20 protein-coding genes are annotated in these 16,054 nt (G+C 35.0%); all 20 read right to left on the bottom strand.

Going from position 1 to position 16,054, the window contains the following annotated elements; all coding sequences use genetic code 11:
* The 20 genes from KHA87_RS02470 to KHA87_RS02375 all read right to left on the bottom strand — a co-directional run bounded on the left by KHA87_RS02470 (nucleotide 1) and on the right by KHA87_RS02375 (nucleotide 15,760).
* Nucleotides 1-966: an XkdQ/YqbQ family protein gene (locus tag KHA87_RS02470; RefSeq protein ID WP_213092524.1), complete on the bottom strand. Its 966-nt coding sequence runs from the start codon at nucleotides 964-966 to the stop codon at nucleotides 1-3.
* Nucleotides 967-976: 10 nt separating this feature from the next.
* Nucleotides 977-1,663: a LysM peptidoglycan-binding domain-containing protein gene (locus KHA87_RS02465; protein ID WP_213092523.1), complete on the bottom strand. Its 687-nt coding sequence runs from the start codon at nucleotides 1,661-1,663 to the stop codon at nucleotides 977-979.
* Entirely contained in the window at nucleotides 1,660-3,888 is a 2,229-nt protein-coding gene (locus KHA87_RS02460; RefSeq protein WP_213092522.1) for a tape measure protein, read from the bottom strand. Before KHA87_RS02460 ends, KHA87_RS02465 begins: the two co-directional genes overlap by 4 nt.
* Nucleotides 3,889-4,271: 383 nt before the next feature.
* The gene (locus KHA87_RS02455) at nucleotides 4,272-4,694 is read right to left on the bottom strand and encodes a phage tail assembly chaperone (RefSeq protein WP_213092521.1); all 423 of its coding nucleotides are present in this window, start codon (nucleotides 4,692-4,694) and stop codon (nucleotides 4,272-4,274) included.
* A gap of 59 nt (nucleotides 4,695-4,753) precedes the next feature.
* The gene (locus KHA87_RS02450; RefSeq protein WP_213092520.1) at nucleotides 4,754-5,218 is read right to left on the bottom strand and encodes a phage tail tube protein; all 465 of its coding nucleotides are present in this window, start codon (nucleotides 5,216-5,218) and stop codon (nucleotides 4,754-4,756) included.
* Between the two features lie 23 nt (nucleotides 5,219-5,241).
* Nucleotides 5,242-6,552 (bottom strand): phage tail sheath family protein, encoded by a 1,311-nt coding sequence (locus KHA87_RS02445; protein ID WP_213092519.1) that lies wholly within the window; start codon nucleotides 6,550-6,552, stop codon nucleotides 5,242-5,244.
* Complete coding sequence (locus tag KHA87_RS02440; protein WP_213092518.1) at nucleotides 6,553-6,720, bottom strand: hypothetical protein; 168 nt, start codon at nucleotides 6,718-6,720, stop codon at nucleotides 6,553-6,555.
* Nucleotides 6,713-7,141: a phage tail terminator family protein gene (locus tag KHA87_RS02435; RefSeq protein ID WP_213092517.1), complete on the bottom strand. Its 429-nt coding sequence runs from the start codon at nucleotides 7,139-7,141 to the stop codon at nucleotides 6,713-6,715. Before KHA87_RS02435 ends, KHA87_RS02440 begins: the two co-directional genes overlap by 8 nt.
* Nucleotides 7,138-7,662: an HK97 gp10 family phage protein gene (locus tag KHA87_RS02430; RefSeq protein ID WP_213092516.1), complete on the bottom strand. Its 525-nt coding sequence runs from the start codon at nucleotides 7,660-7,662 to the stop codon at nucleotides 7,138-7,140. Before KHA87_RS02430 ends, KHA87_RS02435 begins: the two co-directional genes overlap by 4 nt.
* Nucleotides 7,662-8,018: an ABC transporter ATP-binding protein gene (locus KHA87_RS02425; RefSeq protein WP_213092515.1), complete on the bottom strand. Its 357-nt coding sequence runs from the start codon at nucleotides 8,016-8,018 to the stop codon at nucleotides 7,662-7,664. The genes KHA87_RS02430 and KHA87_RS02425 overlap by 1 nt, the downstream gene beginning before the upstream one ends.
* On the bottom strand, nucleotides 8,015-8,392 hold the full coding sequence (locus KHA87_RS02420) for a phage head-tail connector protein (protein ID WP_213092514.1): 378 nt from the start codon (nucleotides 8,390-8,392) through the stop codon (nucleotides 8,015-8,017). Before KHA87_RS02420 ends, KHA87_RS02425 begins: the two co-directional genes overlap by 4 nt.
* The gene (locus tag KHA87_RS02415; protein WP_213092513.1) at nucleotides 8,382-8,660 is read right to left on the bottom strand and encodes a DUF7210 family protein; all 279 of its coding nucleotides are present in this window, start codon (nucleotides 8,658-8,660) and stop codon (nucleotides 8,382-8,384) included. Before KHA87_RS02415 ends, KHA87_RS02420 begins: the two co-directional genes overlap by 11 nt.
* A gap of 46 nt (nucleotides 8,661-8,706) precedes the next feature.
* Nucleotides 8,707-9,753, bottom strand: coding sequence for a major capsid protein (locus KHA87_RS02410; RefSeq protein WP_213092512.1), 1,047 nt, complete (start codon nucleotides 9,751-9,753; stop codon nucleotides 8,707-8,709).
* A gap of 27 nt (nucleotides 9,754-9,780) precedes the next feature.
* Nucleotides 9,781-10,140, bottom strand: a complete 360-nt coding sequence (locus KHA87_RS02405) for a hypothetical protein (protein WP_213092511.1) — start codon at nucleotides 10,138-10,140, stop codon at nucleotides 9,781-9,783.
* A 15-nt stretch (nucleotides 10,141-10,155) separates the two neighbouring features.
* Nucleotides 10,156-10,854: a DUF4355 domain-containing protein gene (locus KHA87_RS02400; RefSeq protein WP_213092510.1), complete on the bottom strand. Its 699-nt coding sequence runs from the start codon at nucleotides 10,852-10,854 to the stop codon at nucleotides 10,156-10,158.
* A gap of 72 nt (nucleotides 10,855-10,926) precedes the next feature.
* Complete coding sequence (locus KHA87_RS02395; RefSeq protein WP_213092509.1) at nucleotides 10,927-11,952, bottom strand: minor capsid protein; 1,026 nt, start codon at nucleotides 11,950-11,952, stop codon at nucleotides 10,927-10,929.
* Nucleotides 11,949-13,286, bottom strand: a complete 1,338-nt coding sequence (locus KHA87_RS02390; protein ID WP_213092508.1) for a phage portal protein — start codon at nucleotides 13,284-13,286, stop codon at nucleotides 11,949-11,951. The genes KHA87_RS02395 and KHA87_RS02390 overlap by 4 nt, the downstream gene beginning before the upstream one ends.
* 3 nt (nucleotides 13,287-13,289) lie before the next feature.
* A complete protein-coding gene (locus KHA87_RS02385) occupies nucleotides 13,290-14,636 on the bottom strand; it encodes a PBSX family phage terminase large subunit (protein WP_213092507.1) in 1,347 nt (448 codons plus the stop codon).
* Entirely contained in the window at nucleotides 14,605-15,498 is an 894-nt protein-coding gene (locus KHA87_RS22345) for a terminase small subunit (RefSeq protein ID WP_213092506.1), read from the bottom strand. The genes KHA87_RS02385 and KHA87_RS22345 overlap by 32 nt, the downstream gene beginning before the upstream one ends.
* Nucleotides 15,499-15,505: 7 nt before the next feature.
* On the bottom strand, nucleotides 15,506-15,760 hold the full coding sequence (locus tag KHA87_RS02375) for a hypothetical protein (RefSeq protein ID WP_213092505.1): 255 nt from the start codon (nucleotides 15,758-15,760) through the stop codon (nucleotides 15,506-15,508).
* Nucleotides 15,761-16,054: the final 294 nt, after the last annotated feature.

Here is a 16,054-nt window from a genome sequence, read left to right as displayed (position 1 = left end):
TTATATCACCTTTAAATCAAGACTCATAGTATGATCAACTCCATCCCATTTATGAGTACATTCATCCACAAGATAATATTTCTTTATTCCCAATTCTTTAATAACTACAGGGATAAAGGAGCCTGCTCGTATTTTCAAATCGCCTATTGCCGTAAGTTTTAACTTTTTTCGCTCTCGATTTTTCAATTTAATTAACTGATTCAGAAGTTCATTTATCTGCGCAGAATTCATTTTGTCATCTGCCTTTTGAAGTAGTTGAAGTCGTCCCCATTTAGCAATATTACTACTATCTTGTGCAATATATACTTCACGTTTTCCAGTCTTTTTATTATCTTGATAAACTTTAACACGATTAAATGTGTCATCATCAATAGATCGATCATAAGTAAAATCAGTCATTAAACTACTATCGCCTATTATAATATCAACAGCCATATCATTGATATTTTTTAGAGCTAATGAACCGAAGTCATCATAAAGAACAAAGTTTTTAATGGTTGCAATCAACGTTAAATCCAATGATTTACAAACGATATCCATTGTCATTTGATTATCCTCTATCAATTTAGGAATCTTATAGCTAGTATCAGTTAAACTCCCAACTTTTAATTTGTAATCATCAGCAAATTTTTTAATTACTTGTGTGGCAGTAACATTTTTACCAACATAGGTATCATTAGACATTAGGTAACGCAACTGATCATATGCAGTTATTTTTACAGACTCATCTTTACCGGTACTAATACTAAAGACATACCCATAAAATACATTTATTCCTTTATAACGAAATCGAATAACATCACCATTATTATATTGAAATGCTTTTTCTTGATCAGGAGCATTCTTAATGATGGTCAATGTAAGTTTGCCGGCTTGTCCAATCCTACTAGTTTTCCATTCAATATCTTTAGATGGAATGTTCCATACATTCCCATTCTTATTGTCGATTAATATTTCAAATTCCATGATCATCACTCTATTTCGGTGGAATTTTAATAGACATTCCGATAGGTAATTTTTTTAACTTTGATGTTGGTATATTATTTAACTTCTGAATTTCTGGCCATCTAGATCCAGAACCGAGAAATTTTTGTGCAACTTTCCAAAGTGAATCACCTTTTACTAGCTTATATACTTTTGGTTGCTGCTTATTATTTGACCTTGTTTTGCTACTTTTAATTGCGACATTTTTTTTGGATGATGATTTTTTGGATGAAGACTTTGCAATTTTGACCTTTTGGGCGGCATAGGATACATATTTTTTCAAGGAAATAGTATATTCTATATCACCTACAGACCCACCAGATTCCTTATATGTGAATTCCTCAATACTTACTAAAATATTAATATCAAAAGTAGAACCGGTATAAATAAAGCGAATTGGCTTTTTTGAAGCTTTCCATTTATTAATATAATCTTTATATTTTTTAGGAGACAATAACTTATCCGTTACAACATAAGGATGGTTGGATGCAGGAAAGTTCCCACTGAATGTAATATCAGTTAATTTCGGGTCCTTTATTACATTTATTTCTCCAATATTCGATATATTATGGATTGTATTATTACTACTGTCCTTAAATTCAATTTCAGGAGGGTTCTCAGGAAACTGAAACCCTTCTTTTTCATTATTGTAACTTAGCCATATCCCATATTCGCTCAATTGCTATACACCCCCTTAGCAGAGGAAGCGATTTCTTGTTCTAATGATTCCTCAATTTTGCGAATGATAGTGTTGATATCTGCTTCATGACGAACATCACCTGTTTGAACACTTACAGTAGGTTTTAATGTAACAAAATTTTGAATTGATTTCATTTCAGCTAATTCGCGCATTCTCTTGATATCCTCACTTGAAATATCAACAGTATCTTCAATTTTGCCAACCTTACCAACTTTACCGATATTAGGTATATCCTTTTTGGATTTATCATCAAATTCGATTGTAATTTTATCTTTCTTTTTTTCTTTTTTGGAAAAATCATCGAAGATCGAAGTAAGTTTTTTCCCGGCACTATAACCTGTCTGAAATGCATCCGGAATACTCTTCAGTTGCATTCTTTTAATTTGAACTACTTCTTTATCAGTGGTTGGTTTTTTTAATTTATGTGCTAAAGCATTAAAAGCATCTGTTATACCTTGGCCAGCATTTCCATCCAGTTTTCCAACCGTACCAAGCTTGACTCCAGGGATATGATTCATTGCAGAAATAACTTTATTTATAGCTCCTATTGCAATATTTGCTCCTTTAACAAATACATCTCCAAGAAAATTCGCAGCATTTTGAAAAGAACCTGCAAGGGCAGATATTTGATCTATAGAGTTTTTCGCTAGGTCATAAAATAATTTTTTTACTGCATAGACTGGATCTCTTAGAACATTCATTAAAAATTCAGCAAATGTTGCAAAATTATTCCACAAGATTGCGATACCATCATATACAAGAGCAAAAAGGGAATAGAATGCGCCACCAACATATCCTAAAATTTCTTTATTTGAAAAACCAAAATATTTCATCACACCAATCAAAGCAAAAATTATTCCGATGATAAGAGTAACTGGCCAATATGCTATTGCCCATGCAGCTGCTTGAGCTAAGATTGGTGCAATCATTCCCCAAAGTGCTCTTGTCATCATTGCAAAAGCAGTTAATGCAACTCCACTAATAGCTGTCATACTTGCAATTAATATCGGTTTATTTTGAGAAACCCAAGCAGCTAGATCTACTAAACTACTTAAAACACCGGCTATTACATTGGATACGATTGTGAATCCAATACTTAATGTTTGAAAGAATGACTTAAATTTTCCTTCTTCAAATGCCTTATTAATTTTATTAATTAATGGAGTAAAGGCTTGGACAGCTGGGCCAATATAGGTAGGTAATTTCTTGAAAAAGTTTGTTACATTAGCTATGGAATTAGTTAGTGGTTTCATAAAACCAGCCATTAATTCGGCACCAGCATTCCGTCGAGCCGAATTCAGAGAATCTATAGCACCGTTCCATGTTTTTTTATTTTGCTCCATTAATCCACCGAATTTTGCGGTTTGTCCTGCTAGTCCGTTAGTTCCATTTTCAATACCCTTTACTAATCCGAAAATAGCTGTTTCTGCACCGATGGTACCAGAACTTATTTTCTTTTTCATTTCGGCAGCAGTAATTCCAAATTGATTTGCTAATATTTTTAATGCCGGTATACCGTGAGCGTTTAATCGATTAATTTCTTCCATCGACAAAAAACCTGCCACCTGAATTGAACCAAAAGCATCCGCAATTTGCATTAACTCTTGATTGCTACCTCCAATACCTGCTGTAGCATCACCCAATGCTTTCAATACAGGAAGTGTGTTCTCAGCATCCATACCAAATGCAATCATATTTCTTCCAGCTGTTAATAAATCAGGATAGGCAAAAGGTGTTGTTTTGGCAAAGGCAAGGACATCATCCATATATTTTTTCGCCTTTTTTGCATCACCTAAAAATGTTGTAAATGCCACAGTGGAACTTTGTCTAAAAGCATTAAAATCTATACCTCTAGAAAAAATGTCGGAAAGGAAACTCTTCGCTGAACTAAATAATTTATACGCACCTACAGCAGAAAGGATGGATGTTGCATATTCTCCCATGCTTCTTGTTCCATCACGAACTCTATTGTTTAATTGAGTTTGTTGATTAGAAATATCATTTGTCGCTCGACTTAAACTTGCTTCTGCACTTGCTAATTGCCTCTGTGCGTTTGCTAAAGTTCTTGTGACTTGCTCATTGGAAGTAGTAGCATTGTTTAGTTGATTCATAGCTGAAATCGTTAAATTCATTGCTTGAGTTACCTGTTTTAAAGGTCCAGAAAATGCATCAAACATTTTTAATGTGGACGTAACTGTCGCCATTATTTCACCACCAAAAAAACACCCAAGTAATTTGAGTGTTTTAGTAATCTACAAGAGTTATATTTCTATCGTTCCATCAACTGATTTAGATAGAGCAATACTTACTTTATTAACCTGGTTAGCAATTGAACTTGCTTGTTTAAAATCGAATAAATTAGATCCAATTACTTTAATTTCTTCATTTGAATCATAGTTTAAAATTAAATATTTTCCTGTCTTTGCTTGTTACTTTTTCACTTTAGGCATATTCTTGATATACACATCGATTAAAGCGTAGATGGCTGCTCGTTCTTTAAGACTCATCTTTGCTAAATCTTGCGGCAAAATATTTCGTTTATGGAAGGCGAAGTAAGCATAGTTCCATTCACCATCACCTTCCTCAATTAGTTTTTTATGTCTTCCTTAAGATCATTGATATCATTATCAAAACCGTTAATTTCTTGAACTTTTTCGATAAGTACTCCATATTCCCCGGATAGAAGCATTTTCTTAAGTAAATTTTCTGCCCCTAAAACACCATATGATTTTTGTAGATCCGCATTTTTTAAATCGGGAAAAACAACGCTTGCTGCTGCTAACTTAGCCATATATTCATTATTATCAACCTCAGGCAAATAGAGGTTCTTTTTCATTTTTGTTCGTTTGGTTGCAGATTTTCGTATTTCCTCGTTTTCCGATTCATTAAGTGCACGCAGTTTCCACTTGATTGGATTTCCATCTTTGTCCTTAAATCGTTCCGAAATAACGAAATCCTCTGTTACACCTACACTTACGTTCTCAGCAAAAAAAGCTTGTAATTCATTCATCCTTAAAAAACCTCCAATATATAAAATATAAAAAGAGCACCATAAAAGATGCTCATAGTTTAGCCAAGAGTCGGTTGAGTAAAGCTATCTAATAGATCTACATCGTCGAATGTAAAATCTGTATCTTCATCCATGCTCTCAGAATCTGTATCAATTTTGGCAATGATGACACTATCCAAGTTTACATTTTTCAATACTACTGTTTGTTTTCCAATAGTTGAAGTAGGATCCTCATTCACGATTTGAATATCGAAATACGTATCCTTTCCGTTCTTAATATATTCAAGCATAATTTCTCTAAATCGAGATGTAACATAGTAAATGGTCATGTTCCCGGAGCCTTTCCATCCACTTGTTTTATTCTGAATGCCTCGTTTACCAAGTGTTTTAACCTCGGTCTTATTTTTTTCAACTTTTGCTTCCAGCTTTTTAACGTAAAACATTTCTTCTACTTGTCCGTTAATGGTGGCATAGGCACGACCTTCTTGACCGCTGATTGTATCGCCAGCTTTTAAAAAGCCCATCGTTTTCACTCCCTTACATTAAATTAGGCAGATATTACTTTCATATATATTTTTTCAATAGAATCAACAGGTTGGGCATAGACTTCAGCATAAACACTATCAGAATCGCTACCCTTAATAACGGAAACATCATTCTGAGAATCAAAATTTTGAATAGCATTTATCCCCTGGAGAGTTCCCATGAAAGAATTACATTCATTTTTTAATAGATTTCGACCGTCAGCATTGTTATCTACTTTGCCTATATAAAAATCATCAAAAATCCGTTTCAATCCATTTCCGATTTCATCTAATACACGAACAACACGATTTTTTGAGAACTGTTTACTCTTTTTTGGAGTAAAGCTTTTCAATGTATTGATATCTTGTTCAACTATTACCTTCCCATTATTTAATGTGAAAACAAATTCACCATTCTTTAGAGCAGCAATAATTTGAGAATTTGTATACCGCGGTACAACATCAACTGCATCATCATATGCTTGATATGTTAATGATTCATTCACATTTGCACCTGCAGTAGCACCGGTTACCCAAGCAACAGCTTCTGATGGAGATAACTTTGTCCCATCTGATAAGACAACACCATTTTTCACTGAAATTACAGCTTCGGAATCAGCAGTTGGAAAATTAGTAACGATTAATTGGATTTTGTATCCTTCTTCCTCACGAAGACGCTTTGTAAATGAAGTATATAATGATTTTAATGTTTCATCTGTTGAAGTAAGACCAATAGCATTAAATTCATATACTTCTATTGCATTTAGATAATCCGTATGATCTTGATTCGTTACAACCCCATCAGTCCCACCTGTTAAAGTTAATCCTGCTGTTTCCTTTAATGCTGTTCCAGAAAAAATAACCCAATCACTCTCTAATTCACTTATTTCCGAAACAGTTTGCAAGCTTACCTCTGTTCCATCAAGAAAAGTTCGTACATCATATTTGGTTTGATCATCAATATTTGCTTGTACAACAACAGAAAGGTTATTTCCTCTCTGACCTCCGTACTTTGCTGTGACTATCATCGTATCTAATGATGCTGTTGCTTTTGTTCCTATATTTAATCTGTATAACAAAAGCTTTTTAGCTCTTTTCAAACATTCACGAATAAGTAATAATTCATTATCCGCTAAATTAAAGCCAAGTTTTTCTTTCACATTTTCTCCGGCTTCAATCTCAATTACTTCTTTAGATGGGCCCCAACTCATTAAAAGCGCCATAGTGGCAATTCCACGTTCTCCTAATGCGCCAATAGTTTGAGGCTCACTTTCGAAATTAATATACACACCTGGTCTTACCTTATTTTGATATAACCATGTACCTCCAGCCATTTATTTAACCACCTTTTTTAGAAAATCATTGATAAGCTTTTCAACTTGAGAAGTCGTATATTTTTCGTCCTTATTTAAAAGCGCATTAATTAAATCTTTATGCTTTGCAAATTTGATAGAAAGTAAAAATTGATCTTTTGTATAAGTTGCAGCTTTTTGATTACTCACGGAGAAAACCTCCTTGTTCTATTGATTTCATCATAATTCCTGGTGCCCTTTCCTTAATAACATGAAAATCATAATCAACATAAAAATGGAGTACACCATCAATTGTTTCGTTTTTCATTTTGGTTCCTCTACAAATTCCGTTTTTAACCGGTAAATATTCCATTGCTTGGTATAAAGTTTCTGCAACCTGTCCCATATCATCATTCGGAAATTTCGAATCTGAAAAATAATGAATATCAAAAGAGTGATACCTTTTATATCTATCTCTAAATTCCCTTTCTTGAGAAACAGGAAAAAACTTCACAAAAAAACAAGGATCTTGAAATCCCTGTTTAATTTCTTCACCATATACTCTTGTTTGAGGAAAATTCTTTTTTAAAGTGGAAATTAATGATTTACTAATATCATTTATAGTAATCAAGTGTTGTTTCCACCTCCTGTAGGGCGGCCATTCATGATTTCATTGATTAATTGAGCTTGTTTCTGTTCGAGGTACCTGGGTAGCTCTCGTTCTATTTCCTTCATCGATATTGTCATCATAAACTTACCTTCCACCCATCCATTCTTAGGACCAACGTACATTCCGCCTGGCTCTCCGCTAGGAGGATTATATCCTTGAATATAACGGAACTGTTTTCCTTCCCACTTACCTGGCACAAAATGACTACGAAAACCATATTCAACAAAACTTGCATAATCAAGATTGTTAAAGATTTCAACAACATATGAACTTCCTTGTCTCTCTATATTACCTACTGTCCATTTACGTCTTAGATCACCTGTATTCACCGGTGTGCGACGTTTCATTTTCGCTTCAGCTCGGTATGCCATTTCTAATAAAAATCCCCTTATGAATCGTTCTACAATTCTTTCATCAATTGCCTTTTGAAATCGTTTGGCTAATCTTACAACCTCTTCAAATTCAAATCCACCAGAAGCCATTATGCCTTTTCATTCCTTTGCAGGCTAATTTCTTGATGAGTTGGATAAGTAAATGGTTCTCCAGCTGTGTACGTTTTTATTAAGCCGTTGTGTAAAACTTCAATAGTATCACCCTGCTTAATTTCAAGTTCAGGTGCTATGAAAACTTTAGTTTCATATAGAATGCTATTTATGGTGTCGCTTTGTCCATTTGATGGGAGTGTTCTTTGCGATAATCTGCAAGTTTGATCTGTATAAATTGGTACTATATTATTCCGAGTCTCGCCCCAATCAGTTTCAAAATCTTGAAATCTACTGATTGTTGCCTTATCTTCATATAGTTTTTCAATCGCTTTTCGTTGACGGACATAGTTCATATGCACCTTAACCTCCGGAAACGATTAAGCTCATGACTATAATTAAGGACAATATCATCTAAACTTGCCTTAGAAGTATTGGTAATATCAGTTCCTTTATTTCCGTAAGCAATACTTGTATCACCTAATTTAACGCTATTAACCGATTCAGCAACTGTATTTGCAATGGCTTCCTCATTTGGGTGTTCAATACGAAGGATATCAATGGTCATGGAAGCCCAGACAAACTTTAATGCTTCTGGAACTTCGCTTATATTACAGTAGAGCCTAATTTTCCACTCAATTTGCTCAATGTAGTCATTGATCAAATCGTCAAGAGATGTATCAATTATTTTGAGACGGCGCTTAACGATTTCAAGAACTTTATTCAGCATCAATTACACCGGCTTTTAAAAGAACAGCGTATTCTACTTCCGATACCTCTAATGATTCGCCTTTTCTATATCGTGTACCGTTATGATTAACATTTGATTTAAATACAATTTCAAATGTTTCATTTTCAGCGTCTAATTCTTCATCATCATTTTCGATTTCCTCATTCTCTTGCTTTGTCTCAGATAGTTTTGAGGTTTCAGTGATTTCTTCGAATTCAAGAGTACTTTCATTCTCATTTTTTAGTTGTTTTTCTTTACTCTTGGACATTAGTTCATCCACCTTTCATAAAAATAGAGGGGCGAATTTCCCCTCATTAGTTTACTTTTGCAATAAATATGTTATCGATAGTTTCGAAGCTTGGAAGAGTAATTGCAGAAACAATTGTTTCAACATTTACTGGATGCGGCTCTTTAACTGTTGTGATCGCGACACCTGTATTCACAATACGGACATCAGCTGATGTGTTACCTGTCATCAAATCACTTTCTTCAGGTGTAGTACCATAATAAGTATTACCGAGTGTCCCATCTGGAATTAAGGTAAAATAGTCATCCGGATAAAATAAACTTGTAGAACCATCCTGCAATGCAAATTTCTTAGTATACACTGCGACAGATAAACCTAATTTTGTTTGTAAATACTGTTTTAGCATAGAATCTGTCATAATAATGTTTTGACCGCCAAGTGGATTCATATCCAAACGAATGCTTTTATTTTTGAGTAAATAACTGAAGGTTTTCCGAGTTAAGATTGCATTTGTTGGACGAACACCAGTATCTTCTTCTACTTTATCCTGCCATTTCAAAATATCCCCTATTGGATCAGAGTTATCCGTATCAGCCCAAGCTGCGGTTCCTGTTAATGTTTCTTTGTGCTCATCAGACATTTTGTAATCGTAATCGTAATTTAAACGATTGGCTGTGATACTAATTTTACCTGTTGATAAGAGCTGCATAATCATTCTTTCAGGTTGCACCTGTGCCCCATTTACTAGATTCGCAACATCATCATAGATGTTATTTATCAATGGCATAACCATACTGTCGAGATTAGAGGCAAGGAGACGATTTAATTCCTGACGATCCTTTTCCCCAATTCGCATTGATTCTCTGAAAAACGGCATTTCTGTTTGAATTTTATCGAATCCAATACGATCACGGACAGTCGCTTTTGCATCAAATTCTGAAGGCATTAAAGCGACTGGCAGCCCTTTTGAACCTTTAATCCAGCTTAAGTCTAAACCAAGTTGCTTTTTAGCTGGGAAAAGAGTAGCACCCAGATATGGTGCAGAATTGGATGGGTTATTCTGATAATACGTTGCAATATTCTCTGCATTTACTAATTCAAAAATTGTTGGCATATAATCAATCCTTTCTACTTTAAGAAATTATTTTAAAAATGTAATTTGTTTTAATGCTGCAATTGCATCCGTAGATGGTGCAGTCGGAAGCTTGTTTAAGTCCACAAAACCATGAATTAACATAGCTCCCGGCGCTGGACCATATGTTACTTCAACATCATTAAATAGCACACCTTCTGCCGTTGCGGTATTATCTTTCTTAGCTTTTTTGGTTGGATCAGCTAGAACTCCACCGCCAAGTATCGTACCTGCAGGCACAATCTTTTTACCTTCTGCATTAGCTGTAATGCCGGTATCGTCCACTGTGACCGCTACATTTACATAGTGATCTGGAAATTTTAAAATATCTTTTTTATTTCCGTAGCTTGTTTGAACAAATTTACTCATATTTCATCTTCCTCCTTATCCAAAATAGGATTTTCTTGCTTTCTCAAGCTCATCATTTTTTTGAGAAAAAGCTTCTGCGACTTTCTTTCCATACTCTCCTGCTTTAGCAGTAGCTCCTCCTGAACCTGGAGTCGAACCTTTTAGCCGTTCTACAACAGCTTTTTCAACTGCATCACGAAATGCCTTTTCAAACGTATCGACATTGCCTTTTGTTTTATCAGCATCGTCGGCCAGTAATAAATCAGCAAAATCAATTGGCAATTTCTTGTCATTTAGGATTTTAATTGTTTCAAGTTTAAGTTCTTTCTGTTGAATAGCCCTTTCTCTATCAGCAATATCCTTTTTTTGTTTTTCAAGAAGTGCCTGCTCCTTTTCTGCAGCTGACATTTTAGCAAGCTTTTCTGCCTCGGCTTTTTCAGCTTCAAGCTTTTGCTTGTACTCGAGTTCCCATTTTTCTTGAGCTGTTTTTAAAGCACTAGTAACACGTTTATCGGCTTCGCTCTGTAAGAGTTTCTGTAATTCCTCTTTTGTTTTTGGAATCTCAGAATCAGTACCACCTGTTCCGGAACCAGATTCGCTACCATCTGCTGCTCCACTTTGTCCAGTGCTAGCTCCTGCTCCTTCGCCTGTACTCCCTGTTGCACCGCCACCTGTTCCTCCATCTGGGCTCATCAACGGAACCCCTACAAGCCTGCCTGCAATCATTCTATACATTTAATTTCCTCCTTTTGCCCCTTACAGTACGAGCCTGAAAGTTGCAGATTTTATCAAAAATAAAAAGCCGCATTAGCGACTGTCCACATACTTTCTTTTCCATTGTTGATAAGTCATGTTGGATGGAACTTCATATGTTCCTTTATCATCTCTAGCAATCCTAGCCGAAATTTCCTCATCTCCAAAATATGCAACTGTAGTAGATCGGCAATTAACATGAAGAGGTGGATAATTTACACCTTCTTCTTTTTCACTTAGTTTAAAAACTTTGCCATCCATGGACTGGCAAATATGACTTGTCCTACTGTCTAATGTTGCTAGAAACTGATAAGACTTAACAACACCACTGCCACGATAGCCATCAAATGTAGCTTCTCCAACAATATGGGCTGTTTCCGTCCTGACAAGTCGTGCAGCATTGCTATAACTAACATACATTCGATTAGATATTGTTTGAGCTGTTCTATCAATGCTATCACCACGTATAAAAGCTTGTGACAAGTTGGTTTCTAATTCCCGCAGCAGCTTCTCCTTGTTATTCCAAATGCGACTGCTGAAATTCGAATCAATCCATGGCTTATTGATTATTCTTTTTACAGCCTTTTCATCAACTTTTGCGAAGGTAATAGCAAATTCCAATCCGTTTTGAACTTCAAATATTGTTTGATAATAAGTATTGGAATAAACATCCGATAACAGATCCTCCATGTTACTATTCTGGTTGTAAGTTAACATTTCAATCTGCTGTCTAATCTGAATTTGCAATGCTTCAAATCTACTTATTCGGCTTTTGTAATAGGCATTATTTAAGGTTTTCGTCCACTGTCCATCAACATTATCCTTCGCTTTTGAAATGAAATCTTCTAAGGATATTCGAAATTCATCTAGTTCACTATTTGTTAGTATTTTACGAGCTTCCGAAAAGGAGATTTCATTATTAACAGCAAATCGATGATAAAAAACCTCGATATCTCTTTGAATACTATTTATGGCGTTATTATATTCCCGAAATAAATCTTCGACATATTTATCTGCTTTATCATGTTGAGCTGCAGCAACCTGTTCTGCTCTCTTCTGCCAATACTTTTCCGGTTTCATTCATTACCACCGCTATTAGAGCCTAATTGTTGATAAGGGTCTTTTGATAGGAATTCTTTCTTTTCATTTTCTTTACGTTTCATTTCGGCATCAACATCATCAATGAATGGAAGTAGGCTTAGTTGTGTTTTTTCACTAACAATTCCACTTAAGTCTTTTACAGTACTAACAAGCTCCAGAAGGTTCTTCGGAATATTTCTATGGAATTTTAGATTGATATCGTTATAGTCATATTGAGAACCTTTAATATTAAGAAAGTTAGTAATAAGACGGATGCGCTTGATAAGTGCTGTTTTAAACTTCCTTTCTTTAGTAGCTGTTATTTGTTCGAGACCCCACAATTTATACTTCATAGCCTCACCGGAAACATTCCCGGCAAATTTCTCATCTGTTAAATCAGGAACTTGGCTGATACGGTGCGTATCGTCCTGCAACCTACTTTTATAATTTTCAGTTGCTGTATCATTGATAGTTTTAATTAACCAATCGGCTTTCCCATTTTCAGGAACCAACAAAACACGCTTTTCTTTTAGTTCATCAATGTCTTCCGGCTCTGTACCTTCCATTCCAGTCAAAGCAAGATATGCATCTGTGAATTCCTCAAAATCGTTAGCAGTATCTGATTGCGCTTTATTATAAGCATCAATCAGAGACAACACTATTTCAAAATCGCCTAGTCTTTCTTCGTTATTTAGATACTCTACTACTGGAACATCACCAAAATAATGGTCTGATCTAAACGTTTCAGTATAAGCTCCATTTGATGATTCAAATTCAATAATTTCAGTATCTGTATAAACATCAGCCTTATCAATTTTTTTATTATTAACAATATCTTCAGTTTCATAGTGTCGAATGACAAGGATTAGCTCTTCATTTATATCATCTGAATAAACAGGAATTATAGTTTTACAGTCTAATTTTTTAAAGCGAACATTTGCATTCTCGTCCGCGTAAATCAATTCATATGATACTCCACTGATACTCATATATTTCCCATGCTCAAAATTAACATCTTCTTCTACATTGTCATCCAATATTTCAAAAACTTTTTGAAGAAAATCGTTTTTATCACTTTCGTATGTGACAGGAATTCCCAAAAAATAACTTGTAGCATTAATTGTTATCAGTTTTGCATAATTGATAACTAATTTATTGTTTGGCTTACCATCAGGCACAGTACGATTGAGAATATCGTGTTCTCCTTGATAATATCCTTCGAGCTTTTCAAAACGATCGATCGGATTTTTACCCCATTTTTGAATTATGTTAGAAATAAGTTTACCTGTGATTTCTGTATTTTTGGCTATTTTGATTTTTTCTATAATAGTCACCCCCTACAAGCCAAGTACCTTTTTATCCATCGACATTAGTTTATTTTTATTGAAAATAACTGTATTAACGAAATACCTATCGCCATCCATTTGGTGATCATTCTGCTTAACCGGCTTATCCTCTCCGCGCTCAGCTGCCTTCTCATCCCAAATATAAGAGGAAAATTCACGAAATGTTTCCTTGCAACAATCATTGTATTTGATTAATCCATCGATTAATGCACTGGCAAGATTCCGAATACCGTCCAGCACATCGTTTTTAGCCTTTAAAACTTTGAATCTATTTTTCTTAAGAAGTGCAATAAAAGATGCAGCTGACGGATCCACGATGATGCCTTTTAAATTATCAGCACCATTAACAAACTCCTGTAAATCCTCTAGATATTCCTGATCCGTTTTTTGCTTGCTCTTCTGCCTACCATCATAGTGATATTCTTTGGTTTTATACCAGACTCCATCACTAAGACCCCAAAGACCAAATGTCGTTGGGTTTTGAGTTCCGTAATCGATAGATACATAGTACTTGGAATATTTCCTTTCCACAGTAGTAACGACATGCTTATCTTTGTCAAACATGTCATAGATTACACCTTCCGCAAGTACCCATAACCCGAGGATATAACGTTTAAAGAAAATGCCTTTATACATTCTCTTGTAACGTTCTTTTGTCTGATGGGAAAGAGAAAGATTATCATCCATCGTAAAATGGATGTGCAGCATATTCTTTTCTTTTAATTGGTCCAAATATTCAAGTTTGAACCAATGATATGGTCCAGCCGGGTTGCAGTTAAACCAGAACTTTGCACCATCTACAGAACAACGAGCTGTTGCTTGGTTAACAAATGACTGAGGCATTAATGCCACTTCATCAAAAAACATTCCAGCTAATGTGATACCTTGGATAAGATCCTGTGAGCCTTCATCCTTACCACCGAAAATATAAAAATAGTTTGTTTTGCCTTTATAAGTAACGATTAGAAAGTTATCAGCTCGGTGATCCTTGACCTTATATCCTCGTGACTTTAGCATCCTTTTTAATGGAGTGATTACGTTACGACGAAAAGAACCAATCGTCTTACCTGCCATACCGAGATTCACTTCATTGAAAGTGTCCATTCCCCACATGACATAGGAAAGGGACATTACTACTGTTTTGCCAGCACGAACAGAACCATCACAGATTATGCCATCTTTATCTTTGACAGGCGATCCTTTTCTCCACCAAGTTAATACTTGCTTTTGCTTTATGGAAAAAGGCTGAAATTTAAAAGGAGCTGGTTTCTTCTTTTTTGGTGCACTGGTTAAAAAGGAAAACTGCTTAACTGGCTTCTTCGGTTGTGTCGTCAACATTTCCCCACACCTCCGAAGTTGTTGCATCTAATGCCTCTTCAAAACCATCATCCTCATACTCATCATTGTCATCGTCACTAAATACTTTGTGATGAGCAATTTTGAGTTTTTCCTCCTCGATCTGCCGTTTAAATTTATCCGGGAACAAGTCGAAGTAAAGTGAGAGCTTATCCAGTGCTTTCATTTTGTCTGCAAGTTTAATGGATACACCATCTTTGCCCTTTTTAACTTCTGTAATGATACTTCCATCTACCTCAGATGATTCTTTAAAATCAACATAGTTCACTTCAACCATTACCGGGTTGCCATCTTCATCTTGGATTGGACCAAACGGCCCCATTGCTTCAACTTCCTTTTTCCCGAAAGTAGCAAAATCGGTAATGTCAGCAAAGGCTATTTTAACCCACTTTTGAAGGACATCCATTGCATCAATATAAAGCTCATTCATCATATTTCCTTTAATACGCTTTATTTCTGCAGCAACCTTAGGATTTCTTAGTAACTGGCTTCCAGTAACATGGGCACTATCTACCGCATAGCCAGCCTTAATTGCGGACTGTGTGGCATTGAAAGATTTAACGTAGTAAATACAAAAAAGCCTCTGTTTATCAGTTAATTCACCTGATTCAACAAAAGGCTCTTTTTCTTGTTTTATTTCTCTTTTCACGGTTGCATCCTTCTTGTTAATGGTTGCAACCTTTTTGCTTTTGGTTGCATCTTTTTTTGGAGATCCCCTAGACCAACCTTCACGACTTTTCCTACTTTTTAATGTGCCTAATTTCACATCATATTTTTCTGCCAATGTAGCCAGCGTAATTTTTGTTGATTCGAATTCTTTTCTTATCTCATCCCAATTAGGCATCTACATCTCACCCACCTCCAGCAAGTATTCGTTTGTTATTAATATATTCATTTATTTCCTTTAAAACCATTTCAACAAAAGGTCTTTGATGTTCATTTGGTTCAGATGAAATTTTTACATTTTGAACGTATTTTGGTTCCTGCCCATTTATGATAAAAATGGTCTCAATACATCCTTTTAAATCAGTCCCTCTGTGTAACATTTCTTGAACATCTAACAAATCACTATAATCAACTATAAGTTCTCCGTTATTCATATCCACTTTTAATCCCCCCCTCTATCTACAGAATACGACAAAAGGAGGCAAAATACCTTTACATAAAAACAATCATGAATAACTCCTAACCTTCAGAAGGATAATATCCTTAGAAAGGAGGAGCTATCATGATAATAAAAATCGATAAAGAAGTATTGATTTTTATCATTATTCTTTTTTTGAGTTGACCTAACATTTATGAAATGCTCTAGTTTATTGGCGTTTACTGGGGCATTTCATTTTGTAATACCTTACAATATTATTATATCTATATTAATTTAATTTATAATTGATAAATCA

The organism is Bacillus sp. FJAT-49736 (genome assembly GCF_018343615.1).
Classification (GTDB): domain Bacteria; phylum Bacillota; class Bacilli; order Bacillales; family Bacillaceae_C; genus Margalitia.
Note: the sequence above shows the minus strand (reverse complement) of the source record. Positions and strands in the feature narration are given on the sequence as shown.